We start from the raw sequence: 23,349 nt of genomic DNA on the forward strand, positions 1-23,349 counted from the left end.
CACGCATCACCGCCCCCGATCTGCCGCCCGCATTCGAGCCGGCGAGCCCTGCCCGCAGCATCGACCTCATCGCCGCCGAACTCGATCTCACCGGTACGGTCGATCTCGCCTACGCGACGCTCGAGCAGTGCGTCGTGAGCGCCGACGCCGAATCCGTCGACCTCACCGGCGCGACGGTCGTCGACGTCGACATGTCCGGTGCGCGCATCGCGTCCCTCCGCATGCGCGATGCCGGAGTGCGCCGGGTGCGGATCGTCGGGGGCCGCATCGGCACGCTCGACCTCAGCGAGGCCCGCATCTCGGAGCTCGAGCTTCGGGACGTGCGGATCGACTACCTCAACCTCGGCGCGGCGAAGGTGACCGACCTCGACATCTCCGGATGCGCCATCCGCACGATCGACATGCCGCAGGCCGAGCTCACCCGTGTGCGGTTCACCGCCACGTCGAGCGACGAGGTCGACCCGCGGGGCATGCGCGCGAAAGACCTCGATCTACGCGGACTCGACGCCATGGCCTACCTCGACGCCCACAGCCTCCGTGGTGCCACGCTCACGTCGTTCCAGGTGCAGCAGCTCGCCGCGACGATCGCGGCCGGAATCGGCATCCAGATCAAGGACTGACCGCGGCTCACGCGCTGGCGGGAGATCACGGACGGGCAGAAGCGCTCGCGTCCAGCAGCTCCCGGGTGAACGGATGCTGCGGCGCCGCGAACACATCGGCGGTGGCGCCCTGCTCGACGATGCGACCATCCTGCATCACGAGCACCTCGTCGGCGACGGCGCCGACCACATCCAGATCGTGCGACACCAGGATCATGGTCAGCTGCCGCTCCTGCTGCAGACGGGCCAGGAGTCGCAGCACCCGCTCGCGCACCGAGGGGTCGAGTGCCGACACCGGTTCGTCGAGCACCAGGACCTCGGGGTCGGCCGCCAGCGCCCTGGCGATCGCGGCCCGCTGCCGCTGCCCACCCGAGAGCGCGCTCGGACGCCGCTCGGCGAGTTCGGCGGCGAGTCCGACTTCCGCGAGGAGCTCGGCGACCTGCGCGGCCCGCTCCTGCCGGGGCACCCCGGCGGCCTCGAGCGCCTCCCGCAGCGAGCGGCCGATCGTCCACCGCGGGTCGAAGGCGCCGAGCGGGTTCTGATGCACCAGCTGCACGCGCCGCTGGCCGGACCAGCGCAGCGAGCCGGCGTCCGGTGCGTCGACTCCGACGATCATCCGCGCGAGCGTCGTCTTCCCCGACCCCGACTCCCCCACGATGCCGAGCGTCGTCCCCTCCGCCACCGTGAACGACGCCTCGACCACGGCGGGCACAGCGTCGAAGCTCTTCGAGACCTCGGCGGCCACGAGCAAGGGAGACGAGTCCTTCGGCACGGTGGTCCGAGGTTCGTGGATCGTCGCCGCGATCAGCTGCCGCGTGTACTCGTGCTGCGGGCTCTCGAGCACGTCCCTCACGGAACCGGACTCGACGACCACCCCGTCCTTCATCACCAGCACGCGGTCGGCGAGCCGTCGGACCGCCGCGAAGTCATGACTGATGAAGACGAGTGCCGTCCCCGCATCCGCGATCTCACGCAGCAGTCGGAGGATCCGGGCCTGCACCGTCGCGTCCAGCGCGGTGGTCGGCTCGTCCGCCACCAGGACGGCGGGAGCCGCGGCGATCGCGGATGCGATCAGGGCGCGCTGTCGCAGGCCACCGGACAACTCATGGGGATGCTGCCGGGCGCGGCGCGGCGCGTCCGGCATCCACACCCGTTGCAGGAGGTCTCTCACCTGCGCGTCCCGCGCCACACGCCCACGGACGATTCCGTGCAGACGCAGCGGCTCCGCCACCTCCGCACCGATGCGGCGCAGCGGGTCGAGCGAGACCAGTGCGTCCTGCGAGACGAGGCCGATGCGCGCACCACGGAGAGTCCGCCATCCGCGCTCGGACAGTGCAGCGCCATCGGTTCCGTCGATCACCAGGGCATCGACCGCGACCTCGGCGCCGGGAGGCGTGAGTCCGAGGAGGGCACGCGCCGTGAGCGACTTGCCCGCACCGGACTCGCCGACGATCGCGACGCATTCCCCGGCGTCGACCGTGAAGCCCACATCGTCGACGACGCGCTCCGCCCCGAAGGCGATCCGCAGTCCCCGCACCTCGAGCGCCGCGCTCATGACGTGCTCCCGTCCGCGCGCGCCCGCAGGATCCGCCCGACCACCGTCGCCGACACGACGGTGAGCGTGATCGCGACGCCGGGGAACACCGAGATCCACCACGCCTGCCCGAGCACGTTGCGCCCCCCGGCGAGCATCAGTCCCCATTCCGGTGTCGGCTCCGACGGCCCCAGCCCGAGGAAGCTGAGCCCCGCGGCCGCCAGGATGCTCGACCCGATGCCGATCGTCGCCAGCACGCTCAGCGCGCCGAGCACGCCGGGAGCCACGTGGCGCAGGAATGCCTTCCCCCGCGGCACGCCGAGGATGCGCGCAGCCTCGACGTGTTCGGCGACGCGGAGGGTCTGCGTCTGCACCCTCGCGAGCCGGATGTACACGGGCACGGCCGCCAGCGTCACCGCGATCGCGATGTTCACCGGACCGGGGCCGAGCACTGCGACGACGACGAGCGCGACGAGGAACTCGGGGAACGCCATCAGCACGTCGTTCACCCGCATCACGGTGGTGTCGACGCCCCGTGGCGCGACTCCCGCGAGAGCGCCGATCACCAGCCCCAGCGCGAGTGCGACTCCGGTGGCGAGCAGACCGATGCCCAGGGACCGTCCTGCTCCGTACACGACGCGGGAGTACACGTCTCGGCCGCTCTGGTCGGTGCCGAACAGGTTCTCGGCGCTCGGGGGCAGCAGTGCCGAACGGACGTCGGTCTGGAGCGGGTCGTGCGTGGCGAGGACGGAGGGCCAGAGCGCTGCGAAGGCGATCACGGCGAGGGCGACGACGGCGCCCCACAGCAGGACCCGCTGCGCGCGCCTCATCGGACGCCTCCGGACCGTGCGGCCCTGACGCGCGGATCGATCAGCGGATGCACGAGCTCGACGAGGAGGTTCACCACGACGAAGACCAGGGCGCTCAGCAGGATGATGCCCGTGATCACCGGCAGGTCTCGGTCGCTGATCGCCGCGAGGGTGACCCGCCCGAGCCCGGGACGCGCGAACACGGTCTCCACGAGCACGGCGCCGCCGAGGACGGAACCCGTGAGGTATGCGGCCAGCGTTACGGCGGATGCCGCGCCATGCCGCAGGCCGTGCCGCAGCGTGAACCAGGAGGGGCTCGCACCGCGGGCGCGCACGGTCTCGGCGAACGGCATCCGCTCCGCCTGCGACAGTCCGTCGCGCAGCACCTGGCTGAGCAGCGCGGCGACCGGGAGCGCGAGCGTGATCGCGGGAAGGACGAGAGTCGCGGGGTTCCGCGCGCCGGACACCGGGAACCAGCCGAGCCCGAAGGCGAAGACGCTGAGCAGGACGAGACCGATCCAGAACACCGGAGACGACAGCACCACGAGTTCCACGCCGGCGGCGACTGCACGCCCCGCCTGCCCGCGGACGAGCACCGCCACGGCGAACGCGAGGACCACGGCGATCAGGAGGGCGAGGACCGAGAGCTGCAGCGTGGCACCGAGCTGTCTGCCGATCACCTCGGACACCGGCATGCGCAGCTGATACGACTCGCCCAGGTCTCCCCGGGCGAGTCGTCCGAGGAAGCCGAGGTACTGCTCGACGGGCGGTCTGTCCAGGCCGAGGTCGGCTCGGATCCCGTCTTTGACCGCTTCGCTCACCTGCGCCTGGGGGCCGAGCATCACCGACACCGGGTCTCCCGGGATCACACGGAACGCGAGGAAGGCGACGGTCGCCGCTCCCCAGAGCACGATGACGACGGATGCGGCGAGGCCGGCGATACGGACGAGAGCAGCCGTCACCACTCGTGCCCTCCGCTCAGCCGGCGGTTCAGCCGACGGTCACATCGTAGAACAGCGGCCGACCGTACAGGTCGTACTGCAGTCCCTCGATGCGCTCGCCGACCGCGGTGATCGCCGACGGGCTGTACAGCGGCACGATCGCCGTGTACTGGGCGTTCCACTGCTGCAACTGGGTGTAGAGCTCGTCGCGCTTGCCCTGGTCGCTGGTCGCGACGGCCTCCTCGAGCAGGCTGTCGATCTCGGGATCGCTCACCTGCGATGCGTTCTGGAAGCCGTCGGTGTGCAGGTGGCTGCGCAGCAGATCGGGGTCGACGCCCGAGAAGCCCCAGTCGGTCAGGTCGAACGTCTTCGGCTCGTACTGCTCGTTGTAGGCGCCGGGCTCGAGCACCTCGCGCTCGACCTCGAAGCCGATGGCCTTCAGGTCGGACTGGATCGCGTTGGCGAGGGCCGCGCGGTCGTCGGGAACGGGCGTCCAGGCGATCCATCGCACCGAGAGCCGCTTGCCGTCCTTCATCCGGATGCCGTCGGCGTCGCGGGCGGTCCATCCCGCCTCGTCGAGGAGTGCGTTCGCGGCGTCCTGGTCGAACGGCCAGCTGCCCTCGAGCGATGCGTCGTAGCCCGGCGTCGTCGACCCGAGGATGCTCCAGGCGCGGGGGAACTGACCGAAGTAGATCTCCTCCACCGCGGCGTCGATGTCGATGCCGCGGGCGAAAGCCTGACGCACCTTCTCATCGGCGAACAGCCCGTACTTCTCGTTCAGGTACAGCGAGTACGGCAGGCCGGGGTATTCGATCGAATCGACCGTGATGCCGTCGCCGAGGTCCTTCGCGAGGTTCGGCGGGATGTTGCTGGCGAGATCGGCCTCCCCGCTCTTCACCACACCGGTGCGGACTGCCGCTTCCGGCTGGATCTCGACGCGCAGTGTCTCGAACTTCGGAGCCGTCTCGTCGTGCGGGCCCCAGGCGTAGTCGTCGTTGCGGGTGTAGACGATCTCTTGGTCCGGTGTGTACTCGGTCAGCTCGAAGGGCCCGGTGCCGACCGTGATGTCCGGCCCACCCGCCTTGAGCTTGTCCGCCGACTTCTCCAGGACCGCGGGCGAGTAGAAGCCGAGCTGCGGGGTGCTCGCCGCCTGCAGGAACGGGGCGTACGGCTGCGTGAAGGTCACCGTGACCGTGTGCTCGTCGACGACCTCGGTGCCCTTGTAGAAGTCGGCACCGAGCATGCTGGCTGCCTGGGCGGACGCCGTCTCGGGGTCGACGATGCGGTCGAAGTTCGCCTTGACCGCCGCCGCGTCGAACTTCTCGCCGTCGGTGAAGGTCACGTCGTCGCGGAGCGTGAAGGTGTACTCGGTGCTGTCGGGCGACACGGTCCACTCCTTCGCGAGCCAGGGGACGAAGGTTCCGTCCGCTTCCTGGAACACCAGCGAGTCGAGCACCGCACGCTGCACGAGGCCGGAGACGTCGAGCTGGCTGACCTGCGGGTCCATGTGCCCGGCCGAGAGGTTCGCTCCTTCGATGGACCAGACCAGCTCACCGCCGCCCTCGCCTTCCGACCCTGGAGCGGCGCAGGCGCTGAGCAGGAGAGCGGCTGACGCGGCGAGCGCGGTGAAGGGCAGCAGACGACGCGCGGGATGTGCGGGCATGATTATTCCTCGGGAAGAAAGGACGATTCGGGATGCGACCAGTCTAGGGTGATTTCTTGGACTCGGTCGAAAAGAGGCGTCTCCCGTTCCGCTTGCTCTCACTCCCCCACGAGCTCGATGCGATGCCGGTCGGCGGCCGACGGGATCTCCTCCGTCGTCCGCGTCTCCCCGTGCGCGATGACGGAGACTGCCAGGCCCTGCACGCACGGACGCGGCACTCCCACCAGGCGCACCTCCACCCGCAGGTCCGCGCGCTCGCCGGAGATCCGCCAGCGCAGCTCGGCCTCGGTGGCGGCGGAGATCACCCGCTCTGCGAAGGGCTTCTGCCCGGGCCGCACGCCGCCGATCGTCGCGACATGAGCGGCGAGTCGGGCGTCGCGGATACCCGGCGGCACGTCGTCGTGGACGTGAGCGGCCAGAGACGGGTACTCGGCGGAGGGGCGCCCCTGCAGGATCGCGGTATCGATCGCCCGAGCCGCGGACACCGTCTCCGGCCACGGCTGCACCAGGGCCGAGGGCGCGTCGATGCGATCGAGCGCCTCGTGCAGCGCCGTGCCGGCCACGCGTCGTGCGCCGAACTCGTCGGAGTTCCCGAAGGCCACGACACCGACCCCTGTCGCCGTGTGCCAGCGCATGTGGGAGGAGAAGCCGGGCAGACCCCCGGAGTGCTGCACGATGCGCCCGAACCGCCGGTCCTCCTCCACGAAGAGTCCGTACCCGTAGCCGGCCCCTGCGAGGTCGCGGCCATCGAACATCCCTGACGGCACGTCGATCGGCGTGCGGGGCTGCTGCATCTCGATCCGGGAGGAGGGGGCGAGCACGTGCGGGGCGAGCGGACGGTCGGTGAATGCCGAGCCGAGGAACCACATCCAGGTGGCGATGTCGTCCACGGTGCTGAACATGCTGCCGATGCATCCCAATGCCCCGGTTCTGACATAGGGCTCCGGGTGGAAGCTCGCACCGTCGTCGAACGTGCGGAACCCGCCGGCGAGACTCTCGTACGGGTAGCCGTCGGCCGAGTGAGCGGTCCTGGTCATTCCCAGCGGCTCGAGGAGCATCTCGCGCACCACGTCTTCGACAGCCCGGCCGGTGACGGCCTCGACCGCCGCGCCGAGCAGCGACTGTCCGAGGTTGGAGTACTGGTAGGTCGTTCCCGGCGCGGAGGAGAGCCGCACCCCGTCGGCGAACAGCGCGGCGATCTCCGCCCTGGACGCCCCCAGATTGCGGTCGGCCCAGGCGTTGTCCTCCCCGAGCCCCGAACGGTTGGAGAGCAGCAGGTCGCCGGTGAGCACGGCATCCGCCCCCCGGTGGCCGGCGCGTACGGCGGGGAGGTACGCGGTGATCGGGGCGTGGAGGTCGAAGTCGCCCCTGTCGCGCAGTGCCAGCACGGTGGCGGCGAGGAAGCTCTTCGACATCGATGCGATCCGGAAGACGGTGTCCCGGCCGGTCCTCGTGTCATCGCCTCGCGGGTGCCCGTCGGTGCGTACACCACGCACCTCGCCGCGCTCGCACACGGCGGCGATCGCGGCGGGCGCGCTGCGGCGGGCCCGGGCATCCAGCCCGCGTGCGAGCACCTCCTCCGCCGTCGCCACGGTGATCCGGCGCGATCCTGCGCTCATCCGCGATCCCCGACGAGGACCTCGTCCGCGAAGGCATCGACGAGAGCGCGACTGACCTCCGTGTTGCGGACGTCCACGTCTTCCGCGGCACGGATGAGCTCCGCCAGTGATCGCCCCTCACCGCGCAGTGCCGCGTCATCCCAGCGCGCGAGATCGGCCGCCGACGCCTCGGGGTGGAACTGCACGCCACGCACGTGTCGGCCGAGCCGGAAGGCCTGATTCTCGATCGCGTCGCTGAAGGCCAGCAGTACGGCCTGCGGAGGCAGGCGCGTGATCATGTCCTGATGGTTCTCGATCATGGGGGCGCCATCGCCGAGCGTCGCGATCACCGCGTCCTCCCGCCCTGATGCGGTCGGATGGATGGGTGTCGCCCCGCGCTCGACGGGACCGGTCTTCGCCTTCACCTCTCCCCCCGCGACATGTGCGAGCACCTGGCCGCCCAGACAGATGCCGAGCGTCGGCAGATCGCGATCGATGGCCTCGGCGGCGAGCGCGCGCTCTGCCACTAGCCAGGGCGCGCGGTCGTCCTCATCCGGCATCAGACCGCCGCCGAGGAGCACCAGCCCGGCATAGCCTTCGAGAGTGGTCGGGATCTCCTGCTCCGCCCCGACGACCGCATCGACCGCGATGTCCCGCTCGACGAGCCAGGCCTCGAGGCGTCGCGGTCCCGAGCTCGCGGAGTTGACCACGACCAGCACGCGCGGGCTCACAGTGCCCCCTCCCGTGTCGACGCATCGACGGCGGGCACCAGCGCGGCGGCCGTGGGCGGCGCCGCGCGGCCGGCGAGGAAGGACTCGTGATCCCGATCCGAGGCCTCGAGGACCCGGAGCACGTTCTCGTGCGCGAGGGCGACGAGATCGGCCTCCGACCACTTCCGCGTCCGCAGCTCCGCGAAGAGCGCCGGGTAGCCGGCGACGTCGCCGAGGCCGTCCGGCATCGGGTCGGCGCCGTCGAAATCCGCCCCGATGCCGACGGCGTGCGGTCCGGCCACTCGTCGAATGTGATCGAGGTGATCGGCGACGTCGCTCACGCCCACCCGGGGCGCATCACCCTCACCGCCGGCGACCCACCAGTCGCGGCGCGCCTGCGAGACGAAGGTCGGCACGAAGGCGACCATCACGACACCCCCCTGAGCACCGATCGCGGCGAGCACGTCGTCGGGGACGTTGCGCGGATGATCGCACAGGGCGAGCGCGCCGGAATGGCTGACCATCACGGGACGGGTCGTCTCCCGAAGGGCGTGACGCATGGTGTTCGGAGCCACATGGGCGAGATCGACGACGACCCCGATGCGGTTCATCTCCCGCACCACCTCGCGCCCGAACACGGAGAGGCCTCCATGACGCGCGTCGTCGGTGGCGGAGTCCGCCCAGCCGATCGTGCGCGACCAGGTGAGAGTCATGTATCGCGCACCCAGCCGGGCGTACTGCCGCAGCACGGCGAGCGAGCCTCCGATCTGATCACCGCCTTCGATGCCGATCAGCGAGGCGATCCGTCCCTCCCCCATCGCCGCGCGCACATCCGCTGCGGTCCGGGTGAAGGCGAAGCGTCCGGGATGCGCGTCGACCAGCCGGTGCACGAAGTCGATCTGCTCCAGGGTCCCCACGACCTGTTCGGCCCCCTGCAGCACGGGGTCGACCCACACCGACCAGAACTGTCCGCCCACCCCGCCGATCGCCAGCCGGGGAAGGTCGGTCTGCGTCGACGGCACGTCACCCGCGAGCCGGTCCACGTCGTAGCCGAGCAGCGACCTGCTCGCCCATGCCAGGTCGTTGTGTCCGTCGATCACCCTGTCGAGCATCCGTCCTGCACCTTCCTCTCAGTCCTCGCGTGCGTCCAGCACCGCGTTCATCCGCGCGGTCAGGGCATGGTCGATGAGCCGCTCCGCGCCGTCGAGCTGCCGCACCGGCACCGCGCCGCGCGTGCTGGAGCACAGCCACAGCGCATCCGCTCGTTCCAGATCGTCGCGCAGGAGCACGCCGATCCGCGTCGGGACGTCGGTGATCCCGGCGAACGCATCGGCCTGGGTCGTGCCGGGAAGGACGCCGAGTTCCGCAGGCGGTGTGACGAGCTCGCCGCCGATACGGGCGATCAGCGTCGAGCGCGGCCCCTCCAGCACGAAGCCGTCGCCGGTCACGAACACGACGTCGTCCGCGCCGCGCCGCGCCGCTTCCCGGAGCGCCGCCTGATTCACCGCATAGGCGAGAGACTTCGCCCCCTGCAGCAGCCAGGGCGAGGTCTGCATCACGTCGTGCCGGTACCCGCGATCCAGCACGACGACGCGGATGCCGCTCATACGGACGGCGGAGGGGTCGCTGCCGGCGAACCCGAGCACCCATCCGGTCGGTCCTGCGGCGTCGTACTCGTCGCCGCGGGTCATGACGAACTTGATCGACGCGATCTCCCCTTCCTCCAGCAGCCCGGGGGTCGATGCCGCCGCCGCAGCCCGGAGCACCGCCGTGCGCCACAGCTCGCGCCGGGGAGCCGGCAGCTCCATCAGTGCGGCCGAGCGCTCGAAACGCGTCAGATGGGCCTCGAGCGCCTGGGGCCTCCCGCCGCGGACGACCGCGGTCTCGAAGACGCCGTCGCCGCGGTTGACGCCGAGGTCCGTCGCTCGGATGATCGGCTCGCGGGGGTCGACCGGGTGGATGCTCCCCTCGAGAGGGGATGCCCCCGACAGGTCGAGGCGGAAGAGCAGCAGCGCACGCATGACGGTCCTCTCCAGGGCGGGCAGGTCAGCCACGCGTGAACGCGGCGTCTCGGACGGCGACGTCGGCGGAATCATAGGTGCGGGAAGCTCCCCGTTCGATCCGCTCGACCAGGACGTCGTGGCCGATACCCGGTCCGTGTGGAACCTGCACCCGCCCCTCCACCGCGGTGACGGCCGGGGCGACGATGTCGTCGACGTAGTACTTGTCGGAACCGGAGACATCCGACGGGAGGAGGAACCCGGGCAGCGCCGAGATGGCGACGTTCGCCGCACGACCGACGCCGAACTCGTGCATGCCCCCGCACCAGACGGGGATACCCGCCTCGACGGCGAGGTCGTGAGCCGCCTTCGCTACCGTGAGCCCTCCCATGCGCGACACCTTGATGTTGAGGATGCGCCCGGCCCGGAGCCGGATCATCGTGCGCAGGTCGCCGAGCGCGACGACCGACTCATCCAGGCACACGGCGGTTCCGATCCGGGCCTGGAGCGCCGCGTGCGCGACCAGCTCCCGCGGCGCGAACGGCTGCTCGATCATCGTCAGGCCCTGGGTGTCGAGCTGCGCGAACACGGCCGCGGAATCGTCGTCATCGGGGTAGGCCCCGTTCGCATCCACGTGGAGGTCGAGGTCGGGATGCGCGTCCCGCACCGCCCGCACCGGCTCCACATCCCACCCCGGGGCGATCTTGAGCTTCACGCGGGGATAGCCCGCGGCACGCTGAAGCTCCACCTGGCTGAGAAGCTCGTCGATCGACGGCTCGATTCCGAGCGAGACCCCGGCCACGACCTCGTCGCGGGTTCCGCCGAGCGCCGTAGCGAGGGCAATGCCCCGGCGCCGGGAGAAGAGGTCCCACACGGCACCGGAGAAACCTGCTCTGGCGAACTCGTGTCCGCGCACACGCGCCCAGGTCGCCTCCAGTTCAGCGGGCTCGTCACCCTCCGCACCGAGGAGGGCGGGAACGAGATACCGGGTGGCGATGTCCCACGCCGTCGCCGTGGTCTCTGCCCCGAAATACGGGTCGCTGGGTGTGGCGATCTCGCCCCAGCCGCACCGCCCGTCCTCGTCGGTGACCTCGACGAGGAGATGCTCGATCCCCGATTTGCGATGCGAGCTGGTCTCGAAGCTGTGCCGCAACTCCTGACGCAGCGCGAACAGCCGGACCCGGGTGACCCTCACGTCTCCGCCTGCCCCTCGACATCGGGCCGCGACGGATCCGAGCTGTAGAGACCGAGCCGCGCGACGAGTCGGTCTCGCTCGGCCAGCCGACGGCGGGCGCCCTTCGCACTCGCGGTCGTCAGCGCACTCAGCAGGTGGCAGACGGCGGCGACCGGCGTCGGCGAATCCGCATAGGACGCCGATCCCGTACGCACGCGGATCAGGGATGTCGCGAGCGGTGCGAGCGGAGCATCCTCACTGTCGGTGATCACCACGAGCTGACCACCCGCCTCGCGGAACAGCCGACCGAGTCGCACCGTCTCCTCCCGATAGCGCCGGAGCGAGAAGGCGATGAGCACATCCGAGGCCCGGACATCGGTGAGCACGGTCAGCGGCTGCAGCGCGTGCCCGTCGACGAGGAAGACGTTGGACAGCGTCGCGGACAGGTCGGCGTTCAGCAGCTGCGCATACGCTGCGGCCTTGCCCTCGCCCGCGACGTAGCGGCGCCGCGCGCCCAGCAGCAGCGCCGCGGCCTGCGGAACCTGAGCCGAGGCGCTCAGTTCCTCGAAGGTGAGGGCGAGCGTGCGCAGCTCCGTCTCGATGATGCGCGCCTGGATGCTCTCCGCCGAGAGATTCGTGCGGATGCGCTCGCCGAAGCGGTCGCGCGGCGAGACGAGCTCGCGATCCTCGTGCTGCTGGTCGCTCATGCGGTGACCTTCCCTGATGTCGCGCGGTAGACCGCGGTGTGCTCGTCGATGCGCGAGGCCGCCACCAGCACGTCGCCCCTTCGGAAGACGTCTGTCATGGCGCCTTCCAGCCGGCGTCTCAGCGCCGAGCGCTCGCTCGCATCGAGCTCCTCCTGGCGGGCGGGGATCGCGATCCAGTCGGCGTCGTGGGCGCGCACGACACGCCCCCAATCCCCCCTGCCGAGCGGCGGCGGCGAGGGACGGTCCGATCGTGGCGCACCGGATCCGGCCTCGACCAGATTCCACGAGACCACGAGTCGGTCGGTGTCCGGCCGGGCGTAGTAGTCGCGTTCGTACGCGATGCCGACCGCGCCGAGCGAGCTGAGATTGAAGTGCGCGTTCCGTGACAGCAGCGGATCGAAAGTCCAGCGCATGGATTGCTGTCCCCACCGGAGGGCGACGTCGCGTTGGGCGAGCTTGAGCGCCTGCCCCACCCCGCGCCCCTGCTGTGCGGCATCCACCGCGGCCGCCTGCGAATAGTGGAAGTGGGCTCCGCTCGCATCACAGCCCGCGAAGCCGTATGCGAAGCCGATGAGCCCGCCGTCATCCGTGAACGCCCCGATGGCGGAGCCCCCGTTCCGCGCGAGGGCTGTGAGGAGATTCGCGTTGAGGGCATACTCCTGCTCGGTGTACGCGAAGACCCGTGCATAGAGCGCCGCAGCCTCGCGGAACTCGGTGTACTGGGTCAGTTCGCGGCAGTCGTAGCCGACGCCCGCGTCGGCGGCCACCGAAGAATGAGGCACGATACGTTTCCTAAGATCGAACGAGATATGCGGCTGGGAGCGATGTTATCGGCGGGTTGCACGCCAATCAAGAGGCAGATACGGTTCGTAACTGTGACCACTTTCGCGGCAGCTCCCGGAGCGGACCACTCTTCAGACGACATCATCGCACTCGTGCGCGAACTCGTGGCGTTGGAGACACCGACCCACGACACCGTGGCGAGCCGCGCGATCGCCGTTCTCCTCACCGACTGGTTCGAGGGCGTCGGCGGCACGGTGACACAGGTGCCCACCGCGGCCGGGACAGACCTCGTCATCGACGTCGCCGGCTCCGGGGATCCGTACCTCCTCATCGGTCACACCGACACCGTCTGGCCGACGGGAACCCTCGGAGGCGCCCTGCCCTGGTCCCACCACGGCGACGTCGTGCGCGGACCCGGCGCCTACGACATGAAAGCCGGGATCGTGGTGATGCTCGAGGCGCTGCGACGGCTCCAGGCCGTTCCTCCCGAACGCCGCAGGGCGGTGCGCGTCGTCCTGGTCGCCGATGAGGAGGTCGGCTCGCCCGAATCCGGGCCACTGCTCGCCGACCGGGCTCGCGGCGCCGCGGCCGCCATCGGTTTCGAGTCGCCGCACCCGGACGGCGCCCTCAAGGTCGGACGCCGTGGCAGCGCGCGGGTCGAGATCGCCGCGACCGGTCGCGCGGCCCATGCCGCACTCGACCCGGAGCACGGCGTGTCCGCTGTGGACGAGCTCGTCGATCAGCTGATGCGCGTCCGCGAGATCGTCGCAGACCCCGGCCTGCCGGGCCCCGTGCTGTGCAATGTCGGGACGGTCTCGGGCGGAGCGCGCGCGAACGTGATCCCCGCCCACGCACGGGCCGAGATCGGCCTCCGCTTCACGGATGCGGGCACCGAAGAACGGGTGATGGGCGCGCTCGCCGCGCTGCAGCCGATCCGCCCCGGCGCAGAGATCGCCGTGGAAGTGCTCAGCGCCCGCCCGGCCTGGGAGGCGTCCACGCAGGACGCCGCCCTCGTCGAGCGCATCGCGCGGACGGCCGCAGCCATCGGGCAGCATGTCGACGCACGCCCGGCGGCCGGCGCGGGCGACACCAACCTGCTGGGTGCCCTCGGACTGCCGACGGTCGACGGCTTCGGACCCCGTGGCGGCGGCGCGCATGCGGTGGACGAGCATTTCCTGTTTTCCTCCCTCGCAGAGCGCATCGAGCTCCTGCGTGCCGTGCTGACCATCCCCGCGGAGTGAGGATACGATTCCCGTTCGCACACTGAGGGGCGATGCGAGGGATACGTTCCGGATCTCCGACCGAACGATCCCGGTCCGCCCTCGTCGCACACGGCGGGCGCATCCTTTCATCCGCATGTTTCCGGACTGTTACGCCCAGAACTCAGCGAGTGTCGACACGCCGGCGTGCGAAATTTCTTCCACGATACGCAACGAATCCCTTGACCCCGAGGCAGACTTCCGCTTGCATGGTCTCCACCGACCCGGCTTCATCGTGGATCCGGGCGGCGCCCGAAGGGACTTCTTCTATGCGTCTTGCCACCCGCTCCAGAACAGCACGAAGTCTGACCGCCGCTGCGATCGCCTCCGCGCTCCTCATCGCCGCTCCGGTCGGCGCCGCCCAGGCTCAGACCGTCAGCGCGACGACCGAATCGCCGGCCGCCGACACCACGCTGCGCATCGCGACCTCCGGCTTCGTCGACACCTTCAACCCGTTCATCTCGATCTATCTGACGCCGACGAACATCATCCGGTACGTCTACGAATCGCTCGTCCAGAACGACGCCGAGGACGGCTCCCCCACCCAGGGCCTCGCCGACTCCTGGAAAGCCAGCGACGGCGGCCAGACCTGGACCTTCACCCTGCAGGATGACCTCACATGGTCGGACGGCGAGCCGATCACCTCGGCCGATGTGAAGTACACCTACGACCAGATGATGACGGTGCCGGCGCTCGGCACGGCGAACGGGAACCTCGTCTCCAACTTCGACACGGTGGAGACCCCCGACGACAAGACCGTGGTGATCTCGCTCAAGACCCCGCAGGCGCCCAACCCCGGCTCCGAGATCCCCATCGTCCCCCAGCACATCTGGGAAGCGGTCGACGACCCCACGACCTTCGCGAACGACTCCGAGGTCGTCGGCTCCGGACCGTTCGTCCTCGACAGCTACTCGGCCAACCAGTCGATCGTGCTCAAGGCGAACGAGAACTTCTGGCGCGGAGCTCCGAAGATCGATGCGATCCAGTACGTGTACTACACGAACTCGGACGCGCAGGTGCAGGCGCTCAAGGCCGGTGACGTCGACCTGGTCTCCGGCCTCACCCCGACCCAGTTCGATGCGCTCGACGGCGTCGAAGGCATCACGACCCACTCCGGTGTCGGTCGCCGATACCACTCCATCAGCATCAACCTGGGCCAGCAGACCCGCGACAACGTGCCCTACGGCACCGGCAACGCGGCGCTGAAGGACATCGAGGTCCGCCAGGCGATCCGTCTCGGCACCGACACGAAGACCCTGCTCGACAAGGTCCTCGCCGGAGAGGGCGTGCAGGCCACGAGCTTCATCCCCGCCTCCTTCCCGAAGTGGCACCTCTCCGACGACGACGACGTGATCGTCGGATTCGACCCCGAGACCGCGAAGACGAAGCTCGACGACGCCGGATGGGTGCCTGCGGCCGACGGCATCAGAGAGAAGGACGGACAGCGTCTGAGTCTGCGACTGCTGACGGACGCCGACGACTCCAACGAGCAGTCCATCGCCGAGTTCTTCGTTCCGTGGATGAAGGACATCGGGATCGAGATCGCCGTCGAGTCGACCGACTCGGACACGATCAGCGCGAAGGCCACGTCCGGCGACTACGACCTGTACTTCAGCGGATGGTCGGTCAACCCCGACCCGGACTACCAGCTCGGGATCAACACCTGCATGAACCTGCCGACGGCGACCGACGGCACCGGCGGCACCACGCAGGACGGCTACTGCAGCCCCGAGTTCGACGAGATGTACGCGCAGCAGCGCTCGGAGATCGACGAGGAGAAGCGCCAGGCCATCGTCCACGACATGCTCGCGCTGAACTACACCGACACCGCACAGGTCGCCACCTGGTATGCCAACTCCCTCGAGGCCTACCGGTCGGACCGCTTCACCGGTTTCACCCTGCAGCCCAAGGATGGCGGCATCATCGCGAACCAGGCCGGCTACTGGGGCTACCTCACGGTGGAACCCGTCGAGGGTGCGACCGCCGGTGGCACCGGCACGAACACCGGGCTCATCATCGGAGGCATCGTGGTGGGAGTCGTCCTCGTCGGAGGACTGGTCTTCTTCCTGATCCGTCGTCGGAACATCGCCGACGTCGAATGAGTCCAGTGAGGCGCCGTGGGCGGCGGGCATCCGCCCCCACGGCGTCTCCCGGTCCGCTGTAAGGAGACTTCATGTCGAACGCGGTTCCCCCGTCCACATCCGCCATCGCCACCAGCGCCGCAGCCGAGGAGCAGCCGAGGGGCCTCGGCGGCCTCCGCTACTTCCTGGTCAAGCTGGGCGGCGCGGCCATCAGCATGGCGATGGTGATCCTCCTGGGATTCTTCGCCTTCAAGATCCTGCCGGGAGACCCCGTCGCATCGATCGCGCGCGAGCGCGGCATGAGTGCCGAACAGGTGGCGCAGCTGCGCGAGCAGCTCGGCCTGGACAAGCCGCTCTGGCAGCAGTTCTTCGACTACCTCGGCAACGTCTTCACCTTGAACTTCGGCACGAGCTACGTGTACCGCACGTCGGTCTCCGAGCTCATCGGCCAGTACTTCTGGAACACGATCCTCCTCACCGGCACGGCGGCGATCATCGCGATCGCCCTCGGACTCTGGCTCGGACAGAAGGCCGCGTGGAAGCACGGCTCCACCTTCGACCGCATCGTCTCCGGCACCTCGCTCGTGTTCTGGTCGGTGCCGACGTTCTGGCTCGCCCTGCTGCTGCTGATGATCTTCGGCGGCACGCTGCACTGGTTCCCCACCGGCGGCATGGTCTCCCCCAACCCGCCCACCGACCCCGTCGGTGCCGTTCTCGACGTGATCTCGCACATGGTCCTGCCCGTGGTCACGATGGTCGCCGTCGTCTATGCGCAATACCTGATGGTGATGCGCAGCTCCCTCCTCGAGGAGATGGGCGCCGACTACCTCACGACCGCCCGCGCGAAGGGACTGCGGGAGGATCTCGTGCGCCGTCGCCATGCCGTCCCCAACGCGCTGCTCCCGACCGTCACGCTCGTCTTCATGCACATCGGCGGACTGATCGCCGGGGCCGTGACCGTGGAGACCGTGTTCTCCTGGCCCGGGCTGGGCAAGCTCACCTTCGAGGCCATCTCCGGCCCCGACCTCCCCCTCCTGCAGGGCACCTTCGTCGTGTTCTCGACGATCATCATCGTGATGAATCTCATCGCGGACCTCATCTACCGTCAGCTCGACCCGAGGGTGAGGCGCGCATGAGCACGGCATCCACAACCATCCGATCGCCCCGCGCACTGGCCTGGCACCGTCGTGGTGCAGCCTTCGCCGACTTCTGCCGCCAGTTCGCACATCACCGCGCGGGCATGGTCGGCCTGGTCTTCCTGATCATCGTGGCGGCGGTGGCGATCCTCGCGCCGGTGATCGCCCCGTCGAGCATGCTCGACGTCACCAAGCTCGTGGATCCGGAGCCCTTCGCCCCACCCTCGTGGCAGCATCCGCTCGGCACCGACCAGCAGGGTCGCGAGATCTGGGTCCGCATGGTGTGGGGAGCACGCGTCTCCCTCCTCGTGGGCCTCGCGGCCACCGCGATGTCGATGATCATCGGCACCTTGGTCGGGCTCTCCGCCGGGCACTTCACCGGCTTGTTCGGCGGCCTGATGATGCGCATCATCGACTTCTTCCTGGTGCTGCCCTCGCTCATCCTCGCGATCGTGCTCTCCTCCGTGCTCAGCCGCGGTGTCTGGACGATCGTCATCGCGATCGGTCTCACCTCGTGGGCGGGAACGGCTCGCGTGGTCCGTGCACAGACGCTGTCGGTCGAGTCGCGCGACTACATCGAGCGCTCTCGGGCCCTCGGCGCCGGCCATTGGCACATCATCATCAAGCATCTGCTGCCCGGCGTGCTGCCCCTGGTACTCGCCAACACGACCCTCACCGTGGGGTCGGCGATCATCTCCGAGTCCACGCTGGCGTTCCTCGGACTCGGCGACACCACGATGCAGTCCTGGGGATCGATCCTGAAGAACGCGATGGACGTCTCCGCGGCGACCAGCGGCTACTGGTGGTACGTCCTCGTGCCCGGTGTCGCGATCGTCCTGGTCGTGCTGTCGTTCACCCTGATGGGGCGCGCCGTCGAGAACATCACCAACCCGACGCTGAGGAGCCGGTGACATGCCCGATCTGATCTTCGACGACGTCTCGATCACGTACCGCACCGCCGGGCGCGCCGGCCGAGACGAGGTCGCCGCCGTCCGCAACGTCTCGCTGACACTGCCCGCCGGCGAGACGCTCGGCATCGCCGGCGAATCCGGTTCCGGCAAGTCGACCCTGGCCATGAGCGTGCTGAGACTGCTGCCGCACAACGCCCGTCTGAGCGGCCGCGTGCTGCTGGGCGACCAGGACGTCGCGAAGCTCTCCTTCGGCCAGCTCCGCGCGGTCCGCTGGGCACAGACCTCGATCGTCTTCCAGGGGGCGATGCACTCGCTGAACCCGGTGCGCACCGTGGGCTGGCAGCTGCTCGAGGCACTGGAACTGCATGCGACCGATCGCTGGAAGACCGAGAAAGCCCGCACGCAGCGCATGAGGGAGCTGCTGGAGGTCGTCGACCTCGCCGAGCAGAAAGCCGAGTCGTACCCGCACGAGCTCTCGGGCGGCCAGAAGCAGCGGGTCATGATCGCGATGGCGCTGGCGTGCGATCCCGAGGTCATCATCGCCGATGAGCCGACCACCGCTCTCGACGTCATCGTGCAGAAGCAGATCCTCGACATGATCTCTCGTCTCGTCTCGGAACGCGGCATCTCGATGCTGATGATCAGCCACGACCTGTCGGTCCTCGCGACGGCGTGCCGGCGCATCGCCATCATGCGCGACGGCGAGCTCGTCGAGGTCGGTGAGAGCTACGCCGTCTGCACCAGCCCGACGCAGGACTACACCCGTCAGTTGGCGGACGCCTTCCCCACGATCGGCGATCCGGCATCACGCCTGGCACCGGTCACCCGCCATGGGCGCGGTGCCGAGGAGGTGCCCGACTTCGCCCACGGGGACGAGGTGCTGTTGGAGGCCCGCGGCGTCAACGTGACCTACCGCTCGGGCAGTCGTCCCGTGCACGCCGTGCGCGATGTCGACCTCACCGTGCGACGGGGCGAGATCGTCGCACTGGTGGGCCAGTCCGGGTCAGGGAAGTCGACGCTCGCGCGGGCGCTCATGGGCCTGCAGCCCGCCGACCCCGGCTCCCGGATCCTGTTCGACGGGGCGCCGATGCCCACCAAGGGCCGCGACCTCGCCCACTTCCGTTCGCAGGTGCAGCTCGTGCTCCAGGACCCCTGGGCAGCGCTCAACCCGAAGCACAGCGTGTACGAGTCGGTCGCCGAGGGACTGCGGGTGCAGCGCTACACCGGCGACGAACGCGCACGCGTCGCCCAGAGCCTCACCGACGCGGAGATGACGCCGCCGGAGACGTTCTTCAGCGCCATCCCGCAGGAGCTCAGCGGAGGCCAGCGGCAGCGCGTGGTGATCGCCGGTGCTCTCGCCGTGCAACCGCAGATGCTCATCGCCGACGAACCGGTCGCCTCACTCGACGCGTCGGTGCGGGGAGAGATCCTCGGTCTGATGCTCGACCTGCGTCGAAGGCTCGGGCTGTCCGCACTCGTGATCACGCACGACCTGGGACTCGCCTGGAACATCGCCCACAGCGTCGCCGTGATGTACCGCGGGGAGATCGTCGAACGCGGAACCACCGAGGAGGTCCTGTTGAACCCGCAGCACGACTACACCAAGCATCTGCTCTCGGCCGCTCCGCGCATCGAGGAGCGGACGGCATGACCGGCACGTCCTCGCCCTACCTCGACTCCCCTCCGCTGCAACCGGGAGATACGGTCGCGATCGTCTCCCCGGCCGGACCGGGGAACGAGGAGAATACGCAGCGGGCGGTCGACTACTACGAGTCGTGGGGTCTGCAGGTGCGGGTGGGCGAGCACGTGCTCACTCCGCATCCACGCGCCTCCTACCTCGCGGGGCCCGACGATCTGCGCCGTTCCGACTTCGTGGAGGCGTGGATGGACCCGGACGTGGACGCCGTCGTGGCCGCACGTGGCGGGTACGGGGCGCTGCGCCTGCTCGACGGCATCGATTGGGCGCAGATGCGCCGCGGAGCGCGGCGACGCGACGGACGTCCGAAGCTCCTCACCGGATCCTCCGACGTCACCGCGCTGCACGAGACGGTGCGCGCGCATCTGGGCGTGGCCACGCTGTTCTGCCCCATGGCGGGCAACAACGTCTTCCGCGACTCCGAGCAGGTGCGCGATGACGTGCAGCGGTGGCTCTTCGAGCCCTGGCGAGGACGCGAGCTGATCGGCCCGAAGACCGAGGTGATGGCCAGGGGGCGCGCGGTCGGGCGCTTCACAGGAGGCAACCTGAGCCTGCTCGCCGCCGGGCTCGGCGCCCCGGAATCCGCGGTTCCGGCGCCCGGCATCCTGTTCCTCGAGGACATCACCGAGGAGCCCTACCGGCTCGACGGCTTCGTGACCCAGCTGCGCAGGGCGGGACGGCTGGCACAGGCGAGCGGGATCGTGCTCGGTTCCTGGCACGAATGCGGCGACCTCGAGCTCGTCCACGCCCTGATGCGCGACGAGTTCCAGGACGCCGGGGTCCCCGTCCTGTGGGAACAGGGTTTCGGACACGACCCGCACGCCCTCACGATCCCCCTCGGCGTCGACGGCATCCTCGATGCGACATCCGACGAGCCGCGGCTCACGGTCGGAGCACCCGCATGATCGCCTTGCCGCCGCTCGACCCCCGTGTCACCTGGTCGGTGCGAATCGTCGACGCGGACACCGGCACGACGATCGCCGAGCACGAGCCGCACGTGCAGTGCGAGACCGCCAGCATCGGAAAGCTCTTCCTGCTCCTCGAGGTCGCCCGCCGCCTCGAAGACGGCACCCTCGAGCCGGATCAGCAGGTACCCATCCCGGACGAGCACCGTGTGGAGGACTCCGGACTTCTCTACCGGATGCGAGACCAGCGCATCGGCGTGCACGACGCCGCACTGCTCGTCGGCGCGGTGAGCGACAACCTCGCCACCAACGCCCTCATCCACCTGTGCGGGCTGGAGTCCGTGCGCGCCGTCGCACCGGCACTCGGATACCGGCAGACCTCACTCCACGACTACATCCGCAACGAGCGCACCCCCGATCTTCCCTGGACCCCGTCCTACGGCACTGCGGCGGAGCTGGCGGATCTGCTGCGCCGCCTCGGCACGGGCGAGGCGTTCTCCCCCCGCGGTGAGCGCACGCGTGCTCGACTGGCTGGCCGCCGACACCGACACCTCGCTGACCGCCGATGCCTTCCTGCTCGATCCGCTCGCCCATGTCGACGCCGAATACCAGGGCATGACCCTGCGACACAAGACCGGCAGCGTCGGATTCGCCCGCATCGACACCGGCCTGCTCCGCGGCCCCGTGGCGGGCGTCGCGTACGCGGTCGCCGCGAACTGGAAGGAGAGCGCGGCCGACCTGCGGGCACCGGTGATCGACGGCATGAGAGAGATCGGAGAACGGATCCGGGCACATGCCACCGGACTCGCGCGAGAGGAGACCGTGACCGCATGAGCATCATCGGAGCGGAGCTGCCCCACGAGCACGGCGCGGTGTGGTCGGTCCTGGTGCAGGACATCGACTCGGGCGAGGTGCTGCTCCACCATGACGCCGAGACCGCACTCGACACCGCGAGCATCGGGAAGATCTTCCTGCTGCATCGGCTGCTCAGCGAGGTCGACGCCGGCACCAGAAGACTGGAGGAGCGGGTGACCCGTCGCCCCGTGGAGTCCATCGACGACTCCGGGCTCTGGTATCTGCTGCAGGCCGCGGAGCTGTCCCTGTACGACGTTGCCGCGCTGATCGGCGCGGTCAGCGACAACGCCGCGACGAACACGCTGGGCCGGGTGATCGGGATCCCCGTCGTCCAGGAGCACACGCGCGCGCTCGGCTACACGGCCTCCGCCCTCGACGACATCGTGCGTTGGCCGATACCTCCCGGCGCCCCGACGACGCTCTCGCATGCGAGCGCCGCCGAGCTGGTGCGCTTCATGACACGACTCGCCGAAGGGAAGGACCTGACACCCGCGTCGGCCGACACCCTCCGACGATGGCTCGGAGCCGGGATGGACCTGTCGATGGTCGCGTCCGCCTTCGATCTCGACCCCCTCGCGCATTGGGGATTCGACAGGGGCGTCTGGCTCCTCAACAAGACCGGCACCATCTCACGGGTGCGTGCCGACACGGGCATCGTCATGTCCCCGGAACGCCGGATCGCCTACGCCGTGCTGGCCAACTGGAACCGCGGTGCGGACGGGCGAGGACCGGTGCTCGCCGCGATGCGCACGATCGGCGAGGGCATCCGCGACGCGCTCGCCGGGTGAGCCGGGAGCGATCCGCGCTCAGATGACGCCGGCGGCGGCGAGTCGGGTCCGGACGACATCGATGGGGATCGCGTGCGCGATGCGCCCCTCGGGCCCCTCCGTGGTCTGCGCGGTGAGGACGGAGTTCACGAGTGCCTCCTCGACCGCGTCCATCGTGGCGGCGAAGAGCGGAGACAGGGCCTCCTCGGCCACCGGTCCGCCGTCGGCCGGATCGTGCACGGAGAACGCGATCGCGTAGTCCCCGCTCCCCTGCGCGTAGTCGGCGCCGACTCCTCGCATGGCGAACACGGCACGGTTGGCGACGCGGCCGAGCTGACGACCGTCCACCGCCGCGTCGGTCGCGACCACGATCATGCAGGAGTTGCCGACCGGAGCGGCCGGGTCCTGCGCGAGCAGCTCCTCCGCGGGGAGCGGCACCCCCGCGATCCGCAGTGTCCCGCTGAAGTTCGTCTGCACGATCGCCCCGACCGTGCGTCTCGTGCCCCCGACGTGGAGCACCCGCGACGCCGTGCCGATTCCCCCCTTGTAGCCGAGGGCGACGGTGCCGGCACCGGCGCCGACGCAGCCTTCGGCGACGGGCCCGGTCGCTGCAGAGCGCAGCGCATGGTCGACCTGCGCGGCCCCCACGGCGCGTCGGCGGATGTCGGACAGGAAGCCGTCGTTGGTCTCGCCGACGACCGGGTTCAGCGTGGTCGTCTCCGCGTGCGCAGGCGTCGCCAACAGGTGTCCGAGGAAGGCGTCGGCCACACGGAACACCGACAGCGTGCTGGTGAGCAGGATGGGAGTCTCGAGCGCCCCCAGCTCCTGCAGTTGTGTCGCCCCGACGAGCTTGCCGTAGCCGTTGCCGACGGAGAGCCCGGCAGGCAGGCTCCGACGCCGGCCGTCGAGGGCATCCGGAACGATGGCCGTCACGCCGGTGTTCAGCCCGTCGTCGTGCAACGAGGCGTGGCCGATCCTGATCCCCGGCACGTCGGTGATCGCGTTCAGGGTCCCGCGCGCGAACATCCCCGAGGGGACGCCGAGATCGCCGAGACGGACGCGGGGGTTTCCTGGCTGCGACGGCGTCATGCTGCGATCCTCCCAGGAGGGAGTCCACGGCCTGCGACACCGCGCCGTACCTCCGGGGGCGCAGCGCGCCTCCGCTTCACGGCTCGGTAGACTGGTCGGCACACCCACACTCAGGCACGCTCACACAGTGCC

The 23,349-nt window shown here is 69.8% G+C and carries 21 protein-coding genes and 1 pseudogene; 10 read left to right on the forward strand and 12 right to left on the reverse strand.

The window, feature by feature from the left end:
* The coding region (locus CQ042_RS15295; protein ID WP_105671318.1) for a pentapeptide repeat-containing protein at nucleotides 1-620 on the forward strand (620 nt) is incomplete at its 5' end.
* A gap of 25 nt (nucleotides 621-645) precedes the next feature.
* On the opposite strand, the gene CQ042_RS15300 is transcribed toward CQ042_RS15295, so the two are convergent.
* The 11 genes from CQ042_RS15300 to CQ042_RS15350 all read right to left on the reverse strand — a co-directional run bounded on the left by CQ042_RS15300 (nucleotide 646) and on the right by CQ042_RS15350 (nucleotide 12,517).
* Nucleotides 646-2,154: an ABC transporter ATP-binding protein gene (locus tag CQ042_RS15300; protein WP_105671319.1), complete on the reverse strand. Its 1,509-nt coding sequence runs from the start codon at nucleotides 2,152-2,154 to the stop codon at nucleotides 646-648.
* On the reverse strand, nucleotides 2,151-2,963 hold the full coding sequence (locus tag CQ042_RS15305) for an ABC transporter permease (RefSeq protein WP_105671320.1): 813 nt from the start codon (nucleotides 2,961-2,963) through the stop codon (nucleotides 2,151-2,153). The genes CQ042_RS15300 and CQ042_RS15305 overlap by 4 nt, the downstream gene beginning before the upstream one ends.
* Entirely contained in the window at nucleotides 2,960-3,904 is a 945-nt protein-coding gene (locus tag CQ042_RS15310; protein WP_258132270.1) for an ABC transporter permease, read from the reverse strand. The genes CQ042_RS15305 and CQ042_RS15310 overlap by 4 nt, the downstream gene beginning before the upstream one ends.
* Nucleotides 3,905-3,932: 28 nt before the next feature.
* A complete protein-coding gene (locus tag CQ042_RS15315; RefSeq protein WP_105671322.1) occupies nucleotides 3,933-5,546 on the reverse strand; it encodes an ABC transporter substrate-binding protein in 1,614 nt (537 codons plus the stop codon).
* A gap of 98 nt (nucleotides 5,547-5,644) precedes the next feature.
* Nucleotides 5,645-7,165 (reverse strand): serine hydrolase, encoded by a 1,521-nt coding sequence (locus CQ042_RS15320; protein WP_105671323.1) that lies wholly within the window; start codon nucleotides 7,163-7,165, stop codon nucleotides 5,645-5,647.
* A complete protein-coding gene (locus tag CQ042_RS15325) occupies nucleotides 7,162-7,875 on the reverse strand; it encodes a type 1 glutamine amidotransferase (protein ID WP_105671324.1) in 714 nt (237 codons plus the stop codon). Before CQ042_RS15325 ends, CQ042_RS15320 begins: the two co-directional genes overlap by 4 nt.
* Nucleotides 7,872-8,966 carry a dipeptidase gene (locus CQ042_RS15330; RefSeq protein WP_105671325.1) on the reverse strand — a complete coding sequence of 365 codons (1,095 nt, stop codon included), beginning with the start codon at nucleotides 8,964-8,966 and terminating at the stop codon, nucleotides 7,872-7,874. The genes CQ042_RS15325 and CQ042_RS15330 overlap by 4 nt, the downstream gene beginning before the upstream one ends.
* A gap of 18 nt (nucleotides 8,967-8,984) precedes the next feature.
* Nucleotides 8,985-9,908: an aminotransferase class IV gene (locus CQ042_RS15335; RefSeq protein WP_258132271.1), complete on the reverse strand. Its 924-nt coding sequence runs from the start codon at nucleotides 9,906-9,908 to the stop codon at nucleotides 8,985-8,987.
* Entirely contained in the window at nucleotides 9,901-11,049 is a 1,149-nt protein-coding gene (menC, locus tag CQ042_RS15340) for an o-succinylbenzoate synthase (protein WP_105671326.1), read from the reverse strand. The genes CQ042_RS15335 and menC overlap by 8 nt, the downstream gene beginning before the upstream one ends.
* Nucleotides 11,046-11,735 (reverse strand): MurR/RpiR family transcriptional regulator, encoded by a 690-nt coding sequence (locus CQ042_RS15345; RefSeq protein WP_105671327.1) that lies wholly within the window; start codon nucleotides 11,733-11,735, stop codon nucleotides 11,046-11,048. The genes menC and CQ042_RS15345 overlap by 4 nt, the downstream gene beginning before the upstream one ends.
* A complete protein-coding gene (locus tag CQ042_RS15350) occupies nucleotides 11,732-12,517 on the reverse strand; it encodes a GNAT family N-acetyltransferase (RefSeq protein ID WP_146115414.1) in 786 nt (261 codons plus the stop codon). The genes CQ042_RS15345 and CQ042_RS15350 overlap by 4 nt, the downstream gene beginning before the upstream one ends.
* Nucleotides 12,518-12,610: 93 nt before the next feature.
* Between CQ042_RS15350 and CQ042_RS15355 the strand changes: the two genes are divergently transcribed.
* The 9 genes and pseudogenes from CQ042_RS15355 to CQ042_RS15390 all read left to right on the forward strand — a co-directional run bounded on the left by CQ042_RS15355 (nucleotide 12,611) and on the right by CQ042_RS15390 (nucleotide 22,149).
* On the forward strand, nucleotides 12,611-13,759 hold the full coding sequence (locus CQ042_RS15355) for a M20/M25/M40 family metallo-hydrolase (protein ID WP_105671329.1): 1,149 nt from the start codon (nucleotides 12,611-12,613) through the stop codon (nucleotides 13,757-13,759).
* Nucleotides 13,760-14,046: 287 nt separating this feature from the next.
* Nucleotides 14,047-15,879, forward strand: a complete 1,833-nt coding sequence (locus CQ042_RS15360; protein WP_105671330.1) for an ABC transporter substrate-binding protein — start codon at nucleotides 14,047-14,049, stop codon at nucleotides 15,877-15,879.
* Between the two features lie 71 nt (nucleotides 15,880-15,950).
* A complete protein-coding gene (locus CQ042_RS15365) occupies nucleotides 15,951-16,994 on the forward strand; it encodes an ABC transporter permease (protein ID WP_105671331.1) in 1,044 nt (347 codons plus the stop codon).
* Nucleotides 16,991-17,905 (forward strand): ABC transporter permease, encoded by a 915-nt coding sequence (locus tag CQ042_RS15370; protein ID WP_105671332.1) that lies wholly within the window; start codon nucleotides 16,991-16,993, stop codon nucleotides 17,903-17,905. The genes CQ042_RS15365 and CQ042_RS15370 overlap by 4 nt, the downstream gene beginning before the upstream one ends.
* Before the next feature lies 1 nt (nucleotide 17,906).
* Nucleotides 17,907-19,556 (forward strand): ABC transporter ATP-binding protein, encoded by a 1,650-nt coding sequence (locus CQ042_RS15375; protein ID WP_105671333.1) that lies wholly within the window; start codon nucleotides 17,907-17,909, stop codon nucleotides 19,554-19,556.
* The gene (locus tag CQ042_RS15380; RefSeq protein ID WP_105671334.1) at nucleotides 19,553-20,506 is read left to right on the forward strand and encodes an LD-carboxypeptidase; all 954 of its coding nucleotides are present in this window, start codon (nucleotides 19,553-19,555) and stop codon (nucleotides 20,504-20,506) included. Before CQ042_RS15375 ends, CQ042_RS15380 begins: the two co-directional genes overlap by 4 nt.
* Nucleotides 20,503-20,961 (forward strand): annotated as a pseudogene (locus tag CQ042_RS20730) (serine hydrolase); the annotation flags it as partial. The gene CQ042_RS15380 and the pseudogene CQ042_RS20730, both read left to right, overlap by 4 nt.
* Nucleotides 20,962-21,013: 52 nt before the next feature.
* Nucleotides 21,014-21,340 carry a hypothetical protein gene (locus CQ042_RS20735; protein ID WP_258132275.1) on the forward strand — a complete coding sequence of 109 codons (327 nt, stop codon included), beginning with the start codon at nucleotides 21,014-21,016 and terminating at the stop codon, nucleotides 21,338-21,340.
* Nucleotides 21,337-22,149, forward strand: coding sequence for a serine hydrolase (locus tag CQ042_RS15390; RefSeq protein ID WP_105671335.1), 813 nt, complete (start codon nucleotides 21,337-21,339; stop codon nucleotides 22,147-22,149). Before CQ042_RS20735 ends, CQ042_RS15390 begins: the two co-directional genes overlap by 4 nt.
* Before the next feature lie 18 nt (nucleotides 22,150-22,167).
* Here the strand turns inward: CQ042_RS15390 and CQ042_RS15395 are convergent, their stop codons facing one another.
* Nucleotides 22,168-23,217 (reverse strand): P1 family peptidase, encoded by a 1,050-nt coding sequence (locus tag CQ042_RS15395; protein ID WP_105671336.1) that lies wholly within the window; start codon nucleotides 23,215-23,217, stop codon nucleotides 22,168-22,170.
* Nucleotides 23,218-23,349: the final 132 nt, after the last annotated feature.

It is taken from the genome of Microbacterium sp. MYb62, assembly GCF_002979475.1.
GTDB lineage: Bacteria > Actinomycetota > Actinomycetes > Actinomycetales > Microbacteriaceae > Microbacterium.

What these genes read in the sequence shown, in the direction of transcription:
- CQ042_RS15330 (WP_105671325.1), bottom strand. Translation starts at nt 8,966, where the DNA reads ATGCTCGACAGGGTGATCGACGGACACAACGACCTGGCATGGGCGAGC.
- CQ042_RS15300 (WP_105671319.1), bottom strand. Translation starts at nt 2,154, where the DNA reads ATGAGCGCGGCGCTCGAGGTGCGGGGACTGCGGATCGCCTTCGGGGCG.
- CQ042_RS15320 (WP_105671323.1), bottom strand. Translation starts at nt 7,165, where the DNA reads ATGAGCGCAGGATCGCGCCGGATCACCGTGGCGACGGCGGAGGAGGTG.
- CQ042_RS15380 (WP_105671334.1), top strand. Translation starts at nt 19,553, where the DNA reads ATGACCGGCACGTCCTCGCCCTACCTCGACTCCCCTCCGCTGCAACCG.
- CQ042_RS15390 (WP_105671335.1), top strand. Translation starts at nt 21,337, where the DNA reads ATGAGCATCATCGGAGCGGAGCTGCCCCACGAGCACGGCGCGGTGTGG.
- CQ042_RS15365 (WP_105671331.1), top strand. Translation starts at nt 15,951, where the DNA reads ATGTCGAACGCGGTTCCCCCGTCCACATCCGCCATCGCCACCAGCGCC.
- CQ042_RS15360 (WP_105671330.1), top strand. Translation starts at nt 14,047, where the DNA reads ATGCGTCTTGCCACCCGCTCCAGAACAGCACGAAGTCTGACCGCCGCT.
- CQ042_RS15395 (WP_105671336.1), bottom strand. Translation starts at nt 23,217, where the DNA reads ATGACGCCGTCGCAGCCAGGAAACCCCCGCGTCCGTCTCGGCGATCTC.
- CQ042_RS15370 (WP_105671332.1), top strand. Translation starts at nt 16,991, where the DNA reads ATGAGCACGGCATCCACAACCATCCGATCGCCCCGCGCACTGGCCTGG.
- CQ042_RS15345 (WP_105671327.1), bottom strand. Translation starts at nt 11,735, where the DNA reads ATGAGCGACCAGCAGCACGAGGATCGCGAGCTCGTCTCGCCGCGCGAC.
- CQ042_RS15315 (WP_105671322.1), bottom strand. Translation starts at nt 5,546, where the DNA reads ATGCCCGCACATCCCGCGCGTCGTCTGCTGCCCTTCACCGCGCTCGCC.
- CQ042_RS15375 (WP_105671333.1), top strand. Translation starts at nt 17,907, where the DNA reads ATGCCCGATCTGATCTTCGACGACGTCTCGATCACGTACCGCACCGCC.
- CQ042_RS15305 (WP_105671320.1), bottom strand. Translation starts at nt 2,963, where the DNA reads ATGAGGCGCGCGCAGCGGGTCCTGCTGTGGGGCGCCGTCGTCGCCCTC.